Raw genomic sequence first — 15,907 nt, 5'->3', positions numbered from 1 at the left:
AAATTATGTTTAAATTTTTAAAAGGACATTTAGAGAGTATTACAGGTATAGAAATTTATCCAATGATATCATTAGTTATATTCTTTACTTTTTTTGTAGCCTTGTTTTGGTGGGTTTTTACAGCCAAAAAAGACTATATCAGTAAAGTAAGCAGTATACCATTAGATAATTAAAAAGTTAGTAAAATGAAAAAATCTATACAATCTACAGTATATGTAATTTTTGTAATTGTTACGTTTATAACGCTTGCAAAATCGTTTATGGTGTACGAAAACCCATTTAGTTTTTACGAGAATCCGTTGGTTTGGTTGGCCTTAATTGGTTTTGTTTTAGTAGTTGTTTTAAAAGAAGTTGTTAATGTATTAGCAATTAAAAGAGCTACAGAACTGCAAAACGAAAAAGATGGTATTGTGCCGAACCAAGTAATGCTTGGATTCAAAAATTATTAAAATCTTGGACCAAAGCAAAAGCAATAGAAGAAGAGCAAGAAATAGTTTTAGATCATGATTACGACGGAATTAGAGAATTAGATAATTCGCTTCCGCCATGGTGGATTTATATGTTTTATGCAACCATAATTTTCGCGGTTGTTTATTTAGTAAGATTCGAAGTTTTAGATGGCGATAATCAGGTGGTAGAATATAATAAGGCGGTTGCAGAAGCAAAAGCAGCGTTAAACAAATACAAAGCCACAGCTAAAGATTTAATTACAGCAGAAAATGTAACACTTTTAACAGATGCTAAAGATTTAAGTAGAGGTAGAGCAGTGTTTAATTTAAACTGTGCTTCTTGTCATCAAAAAGATGGAGGAGGTTCTATTGGACCAAATTTAACAGATGAATATTGGATTTTGGGTGGCGGAATTAAAAATGTCTTTGCAACTATTTCTAATGGTGGTAGAGATGGTAAAGGAATGATTGCTTGGGATAAAACATTAAAAACTGCAGATATTGCAAAAGTAGCAAGTTATGTTCTAACCCTTCAAGGTACAACACCTACCGTTGCTAAAGCACCACAAGGAGAAATCTGGACAGAAGAATAATATAGAAAAAGGAAAAGTAATTTAATAGTTAATTTTTATGGATAAGCCCAAGAACGAGTATTTTAGAGATAGTATTGCGACTGTTAATAATGAGGGAAAGCGTTCTTGGGTATTTCCTAAAAAACCAAGCGGATTTTTCTATAAATACAGAACTTACGTTAGTTATTTTTTATTACTTTTTTTATTATCTGCACCTTTTATAAAAATTAATGGCAACCAATTTTTATTGTTTAATGTATTAGAAAGAAAATTTAATATTTTCGGATTTCCTTTTTGGCCACAAGACTTTCATTTATTAGTTATTTCAATGATTGTTGGTGTTGTTTTTGTAATTCTCTTTACGGTTGTTTTTGGTCGTATTTTCTGCGGATGGATTTGTCCGCAAACCATATTTCTCGAAATGGTTTTTAGAAAAATAGAATATTGGATTGATGGTGATCGAGGCAAACAAATCCGTTTAGATAAACAACCATGGAATGCAGAAAAAATTAGAAAAAGGCTTTTAAAATGGTTTGTGTTTTTTATTATTTCCTTTTTAATAGCAAATGTATTTTTAGCATATTTAATTGGTAGCGATACACTTATAAATTATATAACTGGTAACCCGTTTGATAATATTAGCACCTTAATTTCATTAACAATATTTACTTGTGTCTTTTATTTTGTGTTTGCTTGGTTTAGAGAACAAGTTTGCATTATTGCTTGCCCGTATGGTAGGTTACAAGGTGTTTTGTTAGATAATAAAACTATTAATGTTACATATGATTATAAGAGAGGTGAAGGAGAAAATGGTCGTGCAAAATTCAGAAAAAATGAAGATAGAAACGCTTTAGGTAAAGGAGATTGTATCGATTGTAAACAATGTGTAGTTGTTTGTCCTACAGGAATAGATATAAGAAATGGTACGCAACTAGAATGTGTTAATTGCACAGCTTGTATAGATGAATGCGACCATATGATGGAAAATGTTGGTTTGCCTAAAGGATTAATAAGATATGCAAGTGAAGATAATATTGCAAAGAAAAAGCCTTTCGAGTTTACAGCAAGAATGAAAGGGTATTCTGCTGTTTTATTAATTTTAACTGGTATTTTAATAGGAATGTTGTTTTTAAGAAACGACGTAGAAGCAAGAATTTTAAGGCTTCCAGGGCAATTGTATCAGCATAAAGAAAACAATATTATCAGTAACGTTTATACGTTTAAGGTGATAAATAAAACAACAAAAGATATTACAGATGTTAGCTACAAATTGTTATCTCACAAAGGAGAAATAAAATTAGTTTCAAATAAAAATTTTGTAGTTCCAAAACAAGGTTTGGCAGAAGGAACGTTGTTTATTGAAATAAATCAAGCAGCTTTGAAAGGTGATAAAGACAAGTTAAAAATCGGAGTTTACTCTGAAGGAAAATTAATAGAAACGGCTAATTCTAGTTTTTTAGGACCTAGAAGTTATAAATAAGAAAATTATGAAATTTAATTGGGGAACAGGAATTGTGATAGCAATTTTAGCTTTTATGGGATTTATTTTATACTTCGTTATTACTATGAGTACAAATAATTCTTATAGCCATGATTTGGTTACAGAAAAATATTATCAGAAAGAATTAGGTTTTCAAAATGAAATTAACGCAACTCTAAATGCAAATAATTTAAAAGAAAAAGTAAAAATTCTAAAAGTTAACAATGATTTAAAAGTAGTATTTCCTGTAATATTTAACCCTAAAAAGATACAAGGAAAAGTGTTCCTATACAGACCATCTAATAAACAATTAGATTTTGAAATTCCTATTTCGATTTCTAATTCATATTTGCTCGTGCCTGAGAAACGTTTGTTAGGTGGTCGATGGAACATTAGTGTTGCTTTCAAATACAATGATAAAGAATATTTAGTAAAACAAGAAATAGAATATTAATGTTAATATCTGCACTAATTTTTGGTTTATTGGGTAGCTTTCATTGCATTGGTATGTGCGGGCCAATAGCATTTATGCTACCAATAGATAGGCAAAATAAAACCAAAGGTTTTCTGCAGGTTATGATTTATCATTTTGGTAGATTGTTAACATATGCATTAATTGGCTTATTGTTTGGTTTGTTGGGTAAAGGTTTTTATTTCTTCGGATTTCAACAGCAAATATCAATTATTGTTGGTGTATTCATGATTTTATTTATTCTTTTTCCAAAGCTTTTTCATAAAATTAAATTTTCTAAAAAAGTAAACGCTTTATTAGTGCATTTAAAAAACACTTTAGGTAAAGAGTTAAAAAAGAAAAGAAACGATACTTTTTTTACAATAGGTTTTCTTAATGGATTTCTACCGTGCGGGTTAGTTTATATGGCTTTATTTGGTGCCTTGGCAACTAAAAATGCTTTAGAAGGTAGTTTGTATATGTTTTTATTTGGTTTGGGTACAGTGCCGTTAATGACCTCTGTTGTTTTCTTAGGAAACTTTGCAAAAGGAAGTTTAAAGAAATCAATTCAGAAAGCAATACCTTATGTTGTTGTTTTTATAGGTTTATTATTTATTGTTAGAGGTCTTGGATTAGGTATTCCGTATGTATCACCAAAACCAATTTTAGATATTGTTTCTAATAATGCAAGTTGCCATTAAATATTTGAATAATTTCTAAAGAACAACTATTATTTTTTATTTTTAACTGTGTTAAAACTTATTAGAACAAAGAATTCTTAAAGATTTTTATAATATATTTGATTTTCTTAAAAAACGCTATTGGGTTAATGAAGTTTACAAGTATTAAAATCTGTCTTTTATTTATTGTTTTATTTTCAATAAAAAACCAAGCACAAGAAACGTTACCAATTTATACAGATTACTTATCAGATAATGTTTTTTTAGTACACCCTTCTGCAGCAGGTATTGGTAATTCTAGTAAATTAAGATTAACTGCAAGACAGCAATGGATTGGTGTGCCAAATGCACCTGCATTACAAACGGTAAGTTTTCATACCAAATTTGGCGAAGAATCGAATGCTGGTTATGGTTTGGTTTTATTTAATGATAAAAACGGATTTCACTCTCAGCAAGGTATGCAAGGTGCTTATGCTTATCATTTACCAATGAGCACGAGTAAAATGTTTCAACAATTATCTTTTGGTTTGGCTTTTTCTTTTGTACAAAACCAATCAGATCAAAGAACATTTTCTCGGAGATAGACCAGGTGTTGTTAGTCAAATTATAGAAAGTACAAGTTACTATAATGCAGATTTTAGTTTGGCTTATCACAGAGGAGGTTTGTCTTCTTATTTTACAGTTAAAAACTTATTCTTAACAGCAAAAAACAATTTGAATGTTCAAGAACCTTTAGATTTAAGAAATTATATTTTATCCGTTGGTTATTATTTCGGACAAGAAAGATTTGTACAATTTGAACCTTCTGTAATGTTGCAAATAAGAGAAGGAACTAAAGAAAGAATTGCAGATCTAAATTTTAAAGCCTACAAAACTTTTAAAAACACGCAATTTTGGGCAGCACTATCTTATAGAAGAAATTTTGATGCAAGTAGCGAAGATAACTCTTCTTACATCTCGCCTTTAATTGGTGTAAATTATAAGAATTTGATGTTTTCTTACACGCATACAAAGCAATTAAACGATGTATTATTCGCAGAGAATGGATTTCATCAAATTTCTATAGGTTTTAACCTATGGACAAGAGAACCAAGAGGTGCAGCTTGCCCTAATATAAATGCAAGTTACGGTAGCTTTTAGAAATCTTTTTCTATCACTTCTATATTATCATTAACAATTAAATTCTTTAATGCAGTCTTATCTTTGTTGATGTAAATAATATGAGATGCTTTTTTAGCATCTTTTTTAATTAGATTGTTTTTCTCTAAAATAGCTTTCGTTTGTTTGGCAACTGCTTCGCCAGAATCTATAATTTTAATTTTAGATCCAACAATTTTTCTAATTTGAGGTATTAAATAAGGATAATGAGTACAACCAAGCACCAAAGAATCGATATCATTTTTAATCATAGGATTCAGGTATTGAAGAAGTAGATCATTCATTTCTTCTGAATGTAATTTTCCGGCTTCTATTAGTTCTACAAGTCCTTTACCTATCGTTTCTTTAATCGTAATATCTTTAGATATAGTTTTAGATGTTTTCTCAAACAAAGTACTGTTTAGCGTTCCTTTTGTTGCTAAAATTCCTATAATTTTAGTTTTTGTAATTAAAGCAGCGGGTTTTATAGCAGGTTCTATCCCTATAAAAGGAATTGCATATTTGTCTCTTAAAAAATCAATGGCATTTGTTGTGGCAGTATTACAAGCAACAACAATTATTTTACAATTTTTAGCTAATAAAAATTCAGTATTTTTAATACACAATGCAATAATTTCTTCTTTGGTTTTTTGACCGTAAGGAGCATTTTTACTATCGGAAAGATAGATTGTATTTTCAAAAGGCAAAAGCGTTATCACTTCTTTTAATATTGATGTGCCACCAACACCAGAATCAAAAAAACCAATAGGATTATTGTTAGATATCATATGCGTAAAAATAAAAAAACCTACTTAAAAAAGTAGGTTTCTTATATAATTTAAAAAGTAGAAATTATTGTCTTGCTTGTTGTGGCTTTGGTAAATCTTTTAATAAACCTAATTTAGCTTTTACAGCACTATATAAATCTTCTCCTTTTTTTACGATTAAACTTTTAGCATCAAGAACATATAAAATTCCTTTAGATGCAGCAGCAGATTCAATTGCTTTTTCAGCTTTTTCTACAATTGGCTTTAAACCATCTGCTTGTTTCTTTTGCATTTCTTGGTAAGCAGCTTGTTGTGCTTGATCAAATCTTGCCTTGTCTACTTGTACTTCTTGTGCTCTTTGCTTGTTAGTAGCTTCTGTTTGTGTTGCTTGCTCAGCAGTATATTTTTGAACTTTAGCTTCTAACTTTTTCTTTAAACCTTCAATTTCATTTTGGTACGATTTACCTAATTTTTCTAAAGTAGTAGATAATGCTCTTGTTTCTGGCATATTATCTATAACTCTTTGGTAATCTACATGACCTATTTTTTGTGCATTCGCAACACCAGCTACTCCTAAAGTAAATACAGCAATTAATAGTAATGTTTTAAAATTTTTCATTCTTGTTTTTAATTTAATTATTATTCTCTTGTTTTTCTTGCTCTTTCTTTGCGTCTTCTTTTTTCTTTCTAAGCGCTTCTTTCTTTTTCTAAGCAACTCTCTTTTTTCGTCTCTTTTCTTTAACAGTGCTTGTCTTCTCTCTTCTGCTAATTTTTGCTTCGCTTCTTTATCAGATAGTTTTTTTGCAATTGCTGCTTCTTTTTTAGCGATTGCAGTTTTTTGTTTATCTGTTAATTCTTTTGGCGCACTTGCTTGCTTCTTTTTAGCATTTTTTTGATCTACTAATCTTGTTCTATCAATAGTTGCTAAAACGAGGTCGCTAATATCGTATTTTTTATTTGAATATAGCATTACTAATTCACTAGATTTATCAAAAACAAAATCGTATTTTTTTCTAGCAGAAATACTTTGTATTGCATTGTAAACTTGGTCTTGTATAGGTTTTACTAATTGTTTTCTTAATAAAAACATATCGCCTTTAGGTCCAAAATACAAAGATTCTAATCTTCTTAATTCGTCTTGTTTTAATGCTATTTCTTCTTCTTTTTCTTCTATAAGATCTTTTGTAAGAATAGCTTTTTCGTTTGCTAAATCAGTTTTTAGTACTTCAATAAATCTTGCTTCTTTATCTAATTTTTGTCTCCACTTTACTACTTTTTCGTCTAAAGTATTTTGTGCTTCAAGATATTCAGGAACATTTTCTAGAATGTATTCCATATCTATGTAGGCAATAATTTGATTTCTTTGAGCGCAAGAAATACTAACTGTAAATAAAAGAACTGTAAATAAAAATATTTTTTTCATTCGTTTAGTATTTAGAAAAAACCATGCCAAAAAAACTTTAGTCTTAACAAATGTACAGTTTTCTTAGAATTGTCTTCCGATAATAAAATGTGTTTGCCAACCGGATTTTTCTATTTGACCAGGTAATGGATCGAACCCATGAGCAAAATCGATACCTAATAAACCAAATGCAGGCATAAAAATTCTTACACCTAAACCAGCTGATCTTTTTACGTTAAACGGATTAAATGTTCTAAAATTGTCATAAGAGTTACCAGCTTCTAAGAAACCTAAAGTATAAATAGATGCAGATGGTGAATCTGTAATAGAATACCTTAATTCTAATTGAAATTTATTATAAATAGTACCTCCAGAAATAGAAGATAATCTGTTGTTTTCATACCCTCTTAAACCTACTGTTTCTCTACCGTCTAACTGAAATTGAGCTATACCGTCTCCACCAACAAAGTAACGTTCAAATGGTGTTTGACCTAGTTTATCACTATAAAATCCTAAGAATCCCATTTCAGCATTCGTCATCAACACTAATTTATCTGTAAAAGAAGTATACCATTTACCTTTAGCGTTTAATTTATAGTATTCTAACCACTTATATTTATCTGCTAAAAAGTCATTTTGCTCTTCTGCAGTTAAATTATCTGGTTGATTGTAATCTTTATCTGTGAATAAAGAATATGGAAGTGTCGCTTTAATTCCGAAAGAAAATTCTGAACCATAAGTTGGGAAAATTAAACTTGGTCCTGAAGAATTTCTTGTTAAGTTAATATTATAAGATAAGTTATTTAATGTACCATTGTCTAAAACATTGTCTCCAACTCTAAAACCATAATTTTTTAATTGAAAACTTTGGTAAGAAATTGTTTGTGATAACTGAAAGAAATCATCTGGCCATTTTAAACGTTGTCCTAAACCAATAGAAGCACCTGTAATACCTAGTTTTCTACTTCTGTCTACATCAAAAGTTTGAGGGTCTAACTGAAACTGATTTGATTGATAAATAGAAAATGATAAAGATTTTGGAGTTTTACCACCAAACCATGGCTCTGTAAAAGAAAAACTATATGTGTTAAAAGTTCTACTAGATTGAAGTCTTAAAGATAATTTTTGACCGTCACCGGTTGGTAATGGTTTGTAAGCTTCTTTATTAAAAATGTTTTTTATAGAAAAGTTGTTAAAAGATAAACCTAATGTTCCTATAAAAGAACCACCACCATAACCACCTTGTAATTCTATTTGACTACCACCTTTTTCAATTACGTTAAAATTGATGTCTGTAGTTTTATCTCCGTAATTTGGCGTTACATCAGGTGTTACATTTTGATCAAAAAATCCTAACTGACCTATTTCTCTAATAGATCTAATAATTTCTCTTCTACTAAATAAATCTCCTGGTTTTACACGTAATTCTCTAAAAATTACATGATCATTTGTTTTGTCATTACCAGAAACAGTAACCTTTTTAATTCTTGCTTTTTCGTCTTCTCTAATTCTAATTTCTACTGTAATAGAATCGTTTTCTACTTTAGTTTCTACTGCATTAATTTGAGAGAATAAGTAACCGTTGTTTTGGTATTCCGAAGAAATATCAAAAGAAGTAGGGCTTCCGTCTCCGCTAACACGTTCTTTTAAAACAGCACCGTTATAAATGTCTCCTTTTTCAATCCTTAAGACTTGCTGTAATTGCTCGTCTGTATACTCTTTATTTCCAACAAATAATATTTCTGCAAAACGATATTGTCTACCTTCTTCTAAATCGATATTAATGTCTATTGTATTATCATCATTCCAAGAAATTCCTTCTTTTAAAATACGAGCATCTCTATAACCTTGTCTGCTATAAAGATCTAAAATGCTTTCTAAATCTTCTTGATAATCTTCTTCTATATATTTAGATCCTTTCCGTAAACGACCAAAAAATTTCTCTTTGGTGTTTTTCATGGCACCTCTTAATTTTTTATTTGAAATAGCGTCATTTCCATTAAAGTTGATATCTTTAATTTTAATTTTTTTCCCTTTATCTATAAACACAGACATGTTTACGATATTAATATCCGAAGTATCTTTTTGAACATCTAAAGATACTTTTGTTTTTAAGAATCCTTTATCTGTATATTTTTTTCTGAAATAATTTTTAGAGGTAACTAACAAGTTATCTGTTACCATTTTACCAAGTTTTAATTCGGTTTCTTTTAAAAGTTCTTTGGCTTTAGACTTCTTAATTCCGTTTATTTTAACTTGATTTAGCTGAGGTAATTCTTGTACATCTAATTGCAGGTATACTGTATTACCATCAATTTTTGCTAAATAGACATCTACATCACTAAATTGGTCACTTTCATAAAGTTTTTTAATAGCACTTGTAAGCTTGTCTCCAGGCAATTTTATTGTCTGCCCGTATCTTAATCCTGTAAAAACTCGAACTGTTTCTTCGCTAAATTTTTGAAGACCAGTTACAGTAATACCGCCTAAAATGTATTCTTGTCCTTTAACGAACGAAGCTTTTTTAGTGGATATGGTATCCTTTTTAATTATAGATATACTATCTTTTTTAACTTGAGCATTTGCGCTGTAAGTAGAAAATAGTGCTGTAAACACTATTGCTGCAGAAAATAATTTCATAAAAAATTTATTCTGTAATTTGTTCGCTTGTTTTTCCAAATCTTCGTTCTCTATTCTGGTAATCTATAATTGCATCATAAAAATGCTCTTTTCTAAAATCCGCCAAAGTACATCTGTAAAATATAGTTCGGCATATGCCAACTGCCACAATAAGAAGTTACTAATGCGTTGTTCTCCGCTAGTTCTTATCATTAAATCAACGTCCGGCAAATTAAATGTATATAAATGATTATTTATAGTATTTTCATCTATTTCTTCTAAATTAAGTTCTTTATTAACAACTTTTTTAGATATATTTTTAATTGTATTAACAATTTCTTCTCTAGAACCATAACTTAAAGCCAAAGTTAATACGATTCTAGAATTGTTTTTTGTCTCTTCAAATACTTCTTTAAGAGCTTTTTGTGCTTTTTTAGGAAGACTTGTTATTAATCCTACAGCATTTACCTTAACTCCGTTTTTCATAAAAGTTGGTAATTCCTTTTTTAAAGAATTAACTAATAAAGTCATTAATGAGTCTACTTCTAACTTTGGTCTGTTCCAGTTTTCTGTAGAAAAAGCGTATAAAGTAATTGCTTCTATATTAATTTCTGTTGCAGCTTCAACAGAGTCTCTTACTGCGTTAAGTGCATTTCTATGACCAAAAATCCTATTCATTCCTTTACCTTTTGCCCATCGGCCATTGCCATCCATAATTATGGCAACGTGTTTTGGAACTCTTTGTAAATCGATACGTAGTTTTTTATCCATATTTTAAAATCCTTGTGTGTAACAAGCGGGTCTACCAAAAGTATAAATTAAAGATACTCCGGTAAACATATACCAATCATTACTATTACCTTCTATATTGTAATTTAAATTGTCTTCTGTTAGATAATCTAAATCATCTTCAAAAGTATATCTAAATTTACTTTCTATAGAAAATGCAAAATTACCACTTAATTTAGACTTAAAGCCCAAACCTATTGGTATCGCAAAAGATGTTTTTTTATCAAAAATATCTTCTCCTGCAGTAGTTTGTTCTCTAATATAAGAGTAATTAAAAGCTGCAAGCTCAATTAAAATGTATGGTGTCCAAGTTTTATTTTCTGATGAAATATCATATTCATAAAAATTAAACTCCATTCCTAAAGCAATTTCACCTATTGTATTTGTAAAATTTAATCCTCTATTTCTTCTAAAATCGGTATCGGCATTCTTATCATTTCCTTTAATTGGTAAATAAGAAATTGTGCCTTTAAAAGCAATTCTAGGATTATAATTATATTTAAAAAAAGCGTTACCTGCTAATTGATTAGGGTATATGTAATTGGTTCTACCAACATCACCAACGTAATTTGTGCCTCCTAAAGAAACACCAATTTCATACACTTGCCCAAACATAATTGCAGATAGGCTAACAAATACGATAAATAAAATACTTTTTTTCATTCTAAAAAATAGCGAGCAAATATAGGAATTTCAATTTGCTTTATAAAGTTAATACTCAGTCTTTTTTGAATAACCTTTTTTTTAGGTTTTATTGTAGTTAGTGCGTTAAAGATTTGTTGCGTTTCTTGTGTCTTCTCCCCAAAGCAATTTGCTTCTAAGAGTTTGTAAAAAAGATTGATTATTTGGAATGATACTTTTTATGGTGAATGGTGCTTTTTCTATAAAAACTTTTGTGTTTTCGGAAACTGTTGTAATTCTAGAATCTAATGAAATTAAAAAGTCTTTTTCTCTTGAATCTACTTCTAATTGTATCGAAGTTCGGTCTGAAATTACCATCGATCTTGCATTTAAATTGTGTGGTGCAATTGGTGTAATTACTAAGTTTTTAGAATCCGGAGAAATCACAGGGCCATTGCAGCTTAAAGAATAACCAGTAGAGCCTGTTGGCGTTGCTATAATTAAACCATCTGCCCAGTAATTTGTTAAGTATTCGTTGTTAAGATTGGTTGTTACACCAATCATAGAAGTTGTGTTTTTTCTAGCAATTGTAACTTCGTTTAAAGCAAAATTAAGTTCAGAAAATTCTTTTGTTTCGGGTGCCGTTTTCACAGCTAAAAGAGTTCTTTCTTGAGTTGTATATTCTTCTTTTAAAATTAACTCTACACTTTCGTTAATCGTGTTTTTGTTGATGGTTGCCAAAAAACCTAATCGACCTGTGTTAATACCTAAAAGCGGAATGTCTAAATCTCTAATGTAGGTTACAGCCCTTAATATTGTACCGTCTCCGCCAAGTGTAAACATCAAATCGAAAGAATTGTCTAAATCTCTAAAATGAGAAAATGTTTTGTATTTATTATCAAGAATTGTTCCTTCTACAAGCAAGTTGTAAAACTTTTCTTCAATAAAGCACTCGATATTATTTTCTTCTAAAATCTTTAAAAGAATTTGAATTTCTTTTTCTGCTGATATAGAATATGATTGGCCGTAAACTGCTACTTTTTTCAAACTTGTAAAATATTTAATATTTTAAATTGTGTTTCTTTTTAATAATTTCTTAGAAATTACATTTCGAGATATTTCTGTAAATAATCAGATCTGTTTTTTAAATCTTCTAAATAAATATCGTTTTCATGCGTAGAGATTATTTTATAGTCATAACGTCTAAAGGTATGCATAACTTCATTGATATCTTCTGCTTTAATTTTTAAAGTTACTTGTACATTGCCTTGAGTTTTCTCAGAAACATATAAACCTAATAATTTACCACCATTAGATTCTACTATTTGCGATACTTCGCTCATCGAATAATCATTTTCATTTTTTTCGATAATTAAAGTTTCGCTGTCTTCTATCATAAAAGGACTTGTAGAAAAAACATCTAAAACATCACATAAATCGTAATAACCAATATATTCCTTTTCTTTATTAAGCACTGGAATAATCGTTGTGTCATTATCAGCAAAAATCTTTAAAAGTTCTAAAACTGTTGCTTTTTCATCGGCAAAAAAAGAATTTAACAAATGTGCATAACCAACTAATTCGTCAGATTTATTTTCTATTGTTTGTATGTCGTCTTGAGCAAAACATCCTAAAATCTTGTTATTTTCTACGACGGCAAAATGTGTTATCGGAAAATTATCGAACAATTTTTGTGCAGCCTTTACACTGCTTTTTAAGCTTAAAGGCTTTATTTCATTTAGTATATAGTCTGTAATATTCATGCTTTACGAATATAGGATAAAATGATTTAATAATTTATCTTTGTTGTCTAATTTAAGACGATGACAAAGTTAAGTGTTAATATTAATAAAATAGCAACTTTAAGAAATTCTCGTGGCGGAAATGTGCCAAATTTACTAAAAGTCGCAGCAGATATTGAAAGTTTTGGTGGACAAGGGATCACAATTCATCCAAGACCGAGACGAAAGACATATAAAATACCAAGATGCTAGAGATTTGGTTTCTGTGGTTAAAACAGAGTATAATATTGAAGGAAATCCGATACAATCTTTTATAGATTTGGTGTTAGAAACAAAACCAACTCAAGTTACACTTGTACCGGATGCAATAGACGCTATTACATCAAATGCTGGTTGGGATACCATAAAACATCAATCTTATTTAAAAGAAGTAATTCAAGAGTTTCAACAAAATGGTATTAGAACTTCTATTTTTATTGATACAGATTTAAAACTGATTGAAGCTGCAGCTAAAACGGGTACTGATAGAATAGAATTGTATACAGAAGAATTTGCAACACAATATGATTTAGGAAACAAAGAGGCAATTAAACCTTATACTAACGCAGCGATTTTAGCACATGATTTAGGTTTGGGTATAAATGCTGGTCATGATTTAAGTCTTGATAATATAAAGTTTTTTAAAGAAAATATACCAAACTTAGCAGAAGTTTCAATTGGGCATGCGCTTATAGCAGAAAGTCTATATTTAGGTTTAGAAAATGTTGTAAACATGTATTTACACAAGTTAAAATAGTTTCAATCTTAAATAAAACTTACATGTCTAAAGAAATATTACATGCCACAGTAAAAGGAGAAGGTTTTCCTTTATTAATTTTACACGGTTATTTTGGTATGTCAGATAATTGGAAAACACTTGGAAATAAGTTTTCAGAAGATTTTGAGGTGCATTTAATAGACCAAAGAAACCATGGTAGAAGTTTTCATGAAGATGAGTTTAATTACGAAGTTTTAGTTGAAGATTTACATCGATACATTTTACATCATAATCTACAAGAAGTTTATTTGCTAGGGCATTCTATGGGCGGAAAAACAGTAATGCAATTTGCTGTAACTTATCCAGATTTAGTTAAAAAACTAATTGTTGTAGATATTTCACCAAGGCAATACCAACCGCATCATAATGCTATTTTAGCTGGTTTAAATTCGATAGATTTTAAAGTAGAAGATTCTAGAAGTAAGGTTGATAAGAAGTTGGCTAATTTAGTGCCGGATTTAGGTGTTCGTCAGTTTTTGTTAAAAAACGTGTATTGGTTAGAAAAAGGTAAATTGGCTTTTAGATTTAATTTAGAATCTCTAACAGAAAATAATCCAGAAGTTGGTGCAGCATTGCCTCCATTTACTGTATTCGGTAAAGAAACCTTGTTTTTAAAAGGAGAAAAATCAAATTACATTACAGAAGATGAAGAGGCTATTATAGAAGCACATTTTCCAAGTTCAAAAATTGCTACAATTAAAAATTCCGGACATTGGTTACATGCAGAAAATCCGAAGCAATTTTACAGCGAAGTTTGTGCATTTTTAAATTAAACAACAATAAGCTGTGTCAATAAAAATATTCATGAAAAAACTAATAGCATTTGTAATTCTTCTTAGTTTCGGGCTTTCTTACGGTCAGAAAGACTCTATTAATTTGAATTTAAGAAAAGATAACGATAGAGATTTTTGGCAAAAATTTACATATGATTTAGGTAATATGGCAGGCGGAATGGGCTATGCATATACTAGACCTCTGTATTGGAAAAAGAAAGATTTTGCAAATTTAGGATATGTAGCAGCAGGAACCGCAGCTTTATATGTAATAGATGATAATGTAGATAATTGGGCAAATGGTTGGCGAAACGATGTACCAAGATGGTTAACAAACTATGGCAATGATATTGGTAGTCCGAATAACAATTTTATGCTAACTGGTGCTGTGTATTTAACAGGTTTGTTTACAGAAAACGCCAAATTAAGAAGAACTGGTGTTTTATTGATATCGTCTGCAGCTGCTTCGGGATTATTACAACAAGTTTCTAAACGAATTATTGGTAGAGCAAGACCAAGAATAGATGTTGGTAAAAGTTCTTTTGATCCTTTTCATATAGATAGGGTTTTTAATTATGATTCTTTTCCTTCCGGACACACCATGTTAGGTTTTACAAATGCTTATGCAATTGCAAAACATTTTGAAAGTCCGTGGATAAAAGCAGGCTTGTATACCATTGGCTCAATACCAGGTATTGCAAGAATTATAGATCGTTTTCACTGGATTTCTGATGTTGCATTTTCTACAGCAATAAGTATTTTTATTGTTGAAGCCATAGATCGATTTTTAGATACAAAATACGATCAAAAATATAATGACCAAAGATTTAAGAAAAAAGTGGTTTGGAATTTACAAGTAACACCACAAAGTTTTGGTGTTACTATGAATTTTTAGGCAATTTCACCTCTTTGTGGTTTTAGAGCGTCTCTGTAAATTTTCATGTCTTTTTCATCAACCGTTATAAATGCAGCACAAAGCATTGGGTTTTGCTCTATAATATCAATTTCGTGAAAGTTTAATTTTTCTAGTTCTGCAAACTCTCTTAAGTGTATTGTGTGGTGTTTTGCAGTTTCTTTTGCGTCTTCACCTCTAAAATCCCACAATAATTTTATTTTTCTGCTCATAATTTAATCGTTTATAAAAATAAATAAGTTTCCGAAGTATAACTTATATCTATGTTGTTTTCTATTGCCTTGTTTCTTGTGCCAATTCTTTCTCCAAAAACTAAATCTTCATTATTTAAAGAATACTGAAGTCCTTTAGTGGTAATGTTTTTAACTTCAGGAAAAGGAACTAAAGAAACGGTTTTATGTTTACAGTTATTAAGAACTGTTTTTTTATCAGCTAAAAAATAACGACCATGATTATCATAAAAAGTAAGTTTTAACTTTTCTTGCCATTGAATTGTGGTGTGTAAATTTCCTAAAAAATGATCTTGTTCTTTACCGCTTGCTCCGTAAATATCAATAGCTGTAAAACCTTTGTCAGATAAGATTTGTAGCATTTTATCAAAATCTGTAAAATTTTGATCTGGTGTTTCTATTACTTCAATTTCTGTTGGTAAACTCTCTAAAGAATCAAAATCTCCCGTAATAAAATTTGGTGTA

18 protein-coding genes and 3 pseudogenes are annotated in these 15,907 nt (G+C 29.7%); 12 read left to right on the top strand and 9 right to left on the bottom strand.

Translation table 11 applies throughout. The annotated features are described in order from the left end of the window. Positions 1-5: 5 nt before the first annotated feature. The 9 genes and pseudogenes from ACZ1HD_RS13675 to ACZ1HD_RS13635 all read left to right on the top strand — a co-directional run bounded on the left by ACZ1HD_RS13675 (position 6) and on the right by ACZ1HD_RS13635 (position 4,772). Positions 6-173 carry a CcoQ/FixQ family Cbb3-type cytochrome c oxidase assembly chaperone gene (locus tag ACZ1HD_RS13675; protein WP_340932584.1) on the top strand — a complete coding sequence of 56 codons (168 nt, stop codon included), beginning with the start codon at positions 6-8 and terminating at the stop codon, positions 171-173. A 12-nt stretch (positions 174-185) separates the two neighbouring features. Then, positions 186-449 carry a hypothetical protein gene (locus tag ACZ1HD_RS13670; RefSeq protein WP_472687746.1) on the top strand — a complete coding sequence of 88 codons (264 nt, stop codon included), beginning with the start codon at positions 186-188 and terminating at the stop codon, positions 447-449. After that, a pseudogene (locus tag ACZ1HD_RS13665) lies at positions 434-556 on the top strand (cbb3-type cytochrome c oxidase N-terminal domain-containing protein); the annotation flags it as partial. The gene ACZ1HD_RS13670 and the pseudogene ACZ1HD_RS13665, both read left to right, overlap by 16 nt. 3 nt (positions 557-559) lie before the next feature. Continuing rightward, the gene (locus ACZ1HD_RS13660; RefSeq protein WP_472687745.1) at positions 560-1,042 is read left to right on the top strand and encodes a c-type cytochrome; all 483 of its coding nucleotides are present in this window, start codon (positions 560-562) and stop codon (positions 1,040-1,042) included. A gap of 37 nt (positions 1,043-1,079) precedes the next feature. Then, entirely contained in the window at positions 1,080-2,501 is a 1,422-nt protein-coding gene (gene ccoG, locus ACZ1HD_RS13655) for a cytochrome c oxidase accessory protein CcoG (RefSeq protein ID WP_472687744.1), read from the top strand. Positions 2,502-2,508: 7 nt separating this feature from the next. Next, the gene (locus ACZ1HD_RS13650) at positions 2,509-2,955 is read left to right on the top strand and encodes a FixH family protein (RefSeq protein WP_472687743.1); all 447 of its coding nucleotides are present in this window, start codon (positions 2,509-2,511) and stop codon (positions 2,953-2,955) included. Further along, positions 2,955-3,653 (top strand): sulfite exporter TauE/SafE family protein, encoded by a 699-nt coding sequence (locus tag ACZ1HD_RS13645; protein WP_340932593.1) that lies wholly within the window; start codon positions 2,955-2,957, stop codon positions 3,651-3,653. The genes ACZ1HD_RS13650 and ACZ1HD_RS13645 overlap by 1 nt, the downstream gene beginning before the upstream one ends. Before the next feature lie 128 nt (positions 3,654-3,781). Beyond that, on the top strand, positions 3,782-4,216 hold the full coding sequence (locus ACZ1HD_RS13640) for a PorP/SprF family type IX secretion system membrane protein (RefSeq protein ID WP_472687742.1): 435 nt from the start codon (positions 3,782-3,784) through the stop codon (positions 4,214-4,216). Then, a complete protein-coding gene (locus ACZ1HD_RS13635) occupies positions 4,155-4,772 on the top strand; it encodes a type IX secretion system membrane protein PorP/SprF (RefSeq protein WP_472687741.1) in 618 nt (205 codons plus the stop codon). Before ACZ1HD_RS13640 ends, ACZ1HD_RS13635 begins: the two co-directional genes overlap by 62 nt. On the opposite strand, the gene murI is transcribed toward ACZ1HD_RS13635, so the two are convergent. The 7 genes and pseudogenes from murI to ACZ1HD_RS13600 all read right to left on the bottom strand — a co-directional run bounded on the left by murI (position 4,769) and on the right by ACZ1HD_RS13600 (position 12,730). Beyond that, positions 4,769-5,557: a glutamate racemase gene (murI, locus tag ACZ1HD_RS13630; RefSeq protein WP_472687740.1), complete on the bottom strand. Its 789-nt coding sequence runs from the start codon at positions 5,555-5,557 to the stop codon at positions 4,769-4,771. The genes ACZ1HD_RS13635 and murI overlap by 4 nt on opposite strands. 64 nt (positions 5,558-5,621) lie before the next feature. Next, on the bottom strand, positions 5,622-6,959 hold the full coding sequence (locus tag ACZ1HD_RS13625; protein WP_472687739.1) for an OmpH/Skp family outer membrane protein: 1,338 nt from the start codon (positions 6,957-6,959) through the stop codon (positions 5,622-5,624). A 63-nt stretch (positions 6,960-7,022) separates the two neighbouring features. Beyond that, positions 7,023-9,578 (bottom strand): outer membrane protein assembly factor BamA, encoded by a 2,556-nt coding sequence (gene bamA, locus ACZ1HD_RS13620; protein ID WP_472687738.1) that lies wholly within the window; start codon positions 9,576-9,578, stop codon positions 7,023-7,025. A 7-nt stretch (positions 9,579-9,585) separates the two neighbouring features. Beyond that, positions 9,586-10,328: pseudogene (locus ACZ1HD_RS13615) on the bottom strand (isoprenyl transferase). 3 nt (positions 10,329-10,331) lie between these two features. Then, entirely contained in the window at positions 10,332-11,009 is a 678-nt protein-coding gene (porG, locus tag ACZ1HD_RS13610) for a type IX secretion system protein PorG (RefSeq protein WP_472687737.1), read from the bottom strand. Positions 11,010-11,114: 105 nt separating this feature from the next. Next, positions 11,115-12,014, bottom strand: coding sequence for an NAD kinase (locus ACZ1HD_RS13605; RefSeq protein ID WP_472687736.1), 900 nt, complete (start codon positions 12,012-12,014; stop codon positions 11,115-11,117). A gap of 56 nt (positions 12,015-12,070) precedes the next feature. After that, positions 12,071-12,730: a CBS domain-containing protein gene (locus ACZ1HD_RS13600; protein ID WP_079737257.1), complete on the bottom strand. Its 660-nt coding sequence runs from the start codon at positions 12,728-12,730 to the stop codon at positions 12,071-12,073. Between the two features lie 60 nt (positions 12,731-12,790). Here ACZ1HD_RS13600 and ACZ1HD_RS13595 point away from each other — a divergent pair. The 3 genes and pseudogenes from ACZ1HD_RS13595 (at position 12,791) to ACZ1HD_RS13585 (ending at position 15,194) form a co-directional block, all read left to right on the top strand. Next, positions 12,791-13,505: pseudogene (locus ACZ1HD_RS13595) on the top strand (pyridoxine 5'-phosphate synthase). 23 nt (positions 13,506-13,528) lie between these two features. Continuing rightward, positions 13,529-14,299: an alpha/beta fold hydrolase gene (locus ACZ1HD_RS13590; protein ID WP_472687735.1), complete on the top strand. Its 771-nt coding sequence runs from the start codon at positions 13,529-13,531 to the stop codon at positions 14,297-14,299. Positions 14,300-14,330: 31 nt separating this feature from the next. Beyond that, positions 14,331-15,194: a phosphatase PAP2 family protein gene (locus ACZ1HD_RS13585; protein WP_472687734.1), complete on the top strand. Its 864-nt coding sequence runs from the start codon at positions 14,331-14,333 to the stop codon at positions 15,192-15,194. Here ACZ1HD_RS13585 and ACZ1HD_RS13580 read toward each other — a convergent pair. Further along, on the bottom strand, positions 15,191-15,424 hold the full coding sequence (locus ACZ1HD_RS13580) for a hypothetical protein (RefSeq protein WP_079737253.1): 234 nt from the start codon (positions 15,422-15,424) through the stop codon (positions 15,191-15,193). The two genes, ACZ1HD_RS13585 and ACZ1HD_RS13580, sit on opposite strands and share 4 nt — an antisense overlap. Positions 15,425-15,435: 11 nt before the next feature. Next, positions 15,436-15,894, bottom strand: a complete 459-nt coding sequence (locus ACZ1HD_RS13575) for a thiamine diphosphokinase (protein ID WP_472689364.1) — start codon at positions 15,892-15,894, stop codon at positions 15,436-15,438. Positions 15,895-15,907: the final 13 nt, after the last annotated feature.

The sequence above is a fragment of the Polaribacter sp. HA6-7 genome, assembly GCF_055693625.1.
This window is presented reverse-complemented; position numbering and strand designations above follow the sequence as displayed.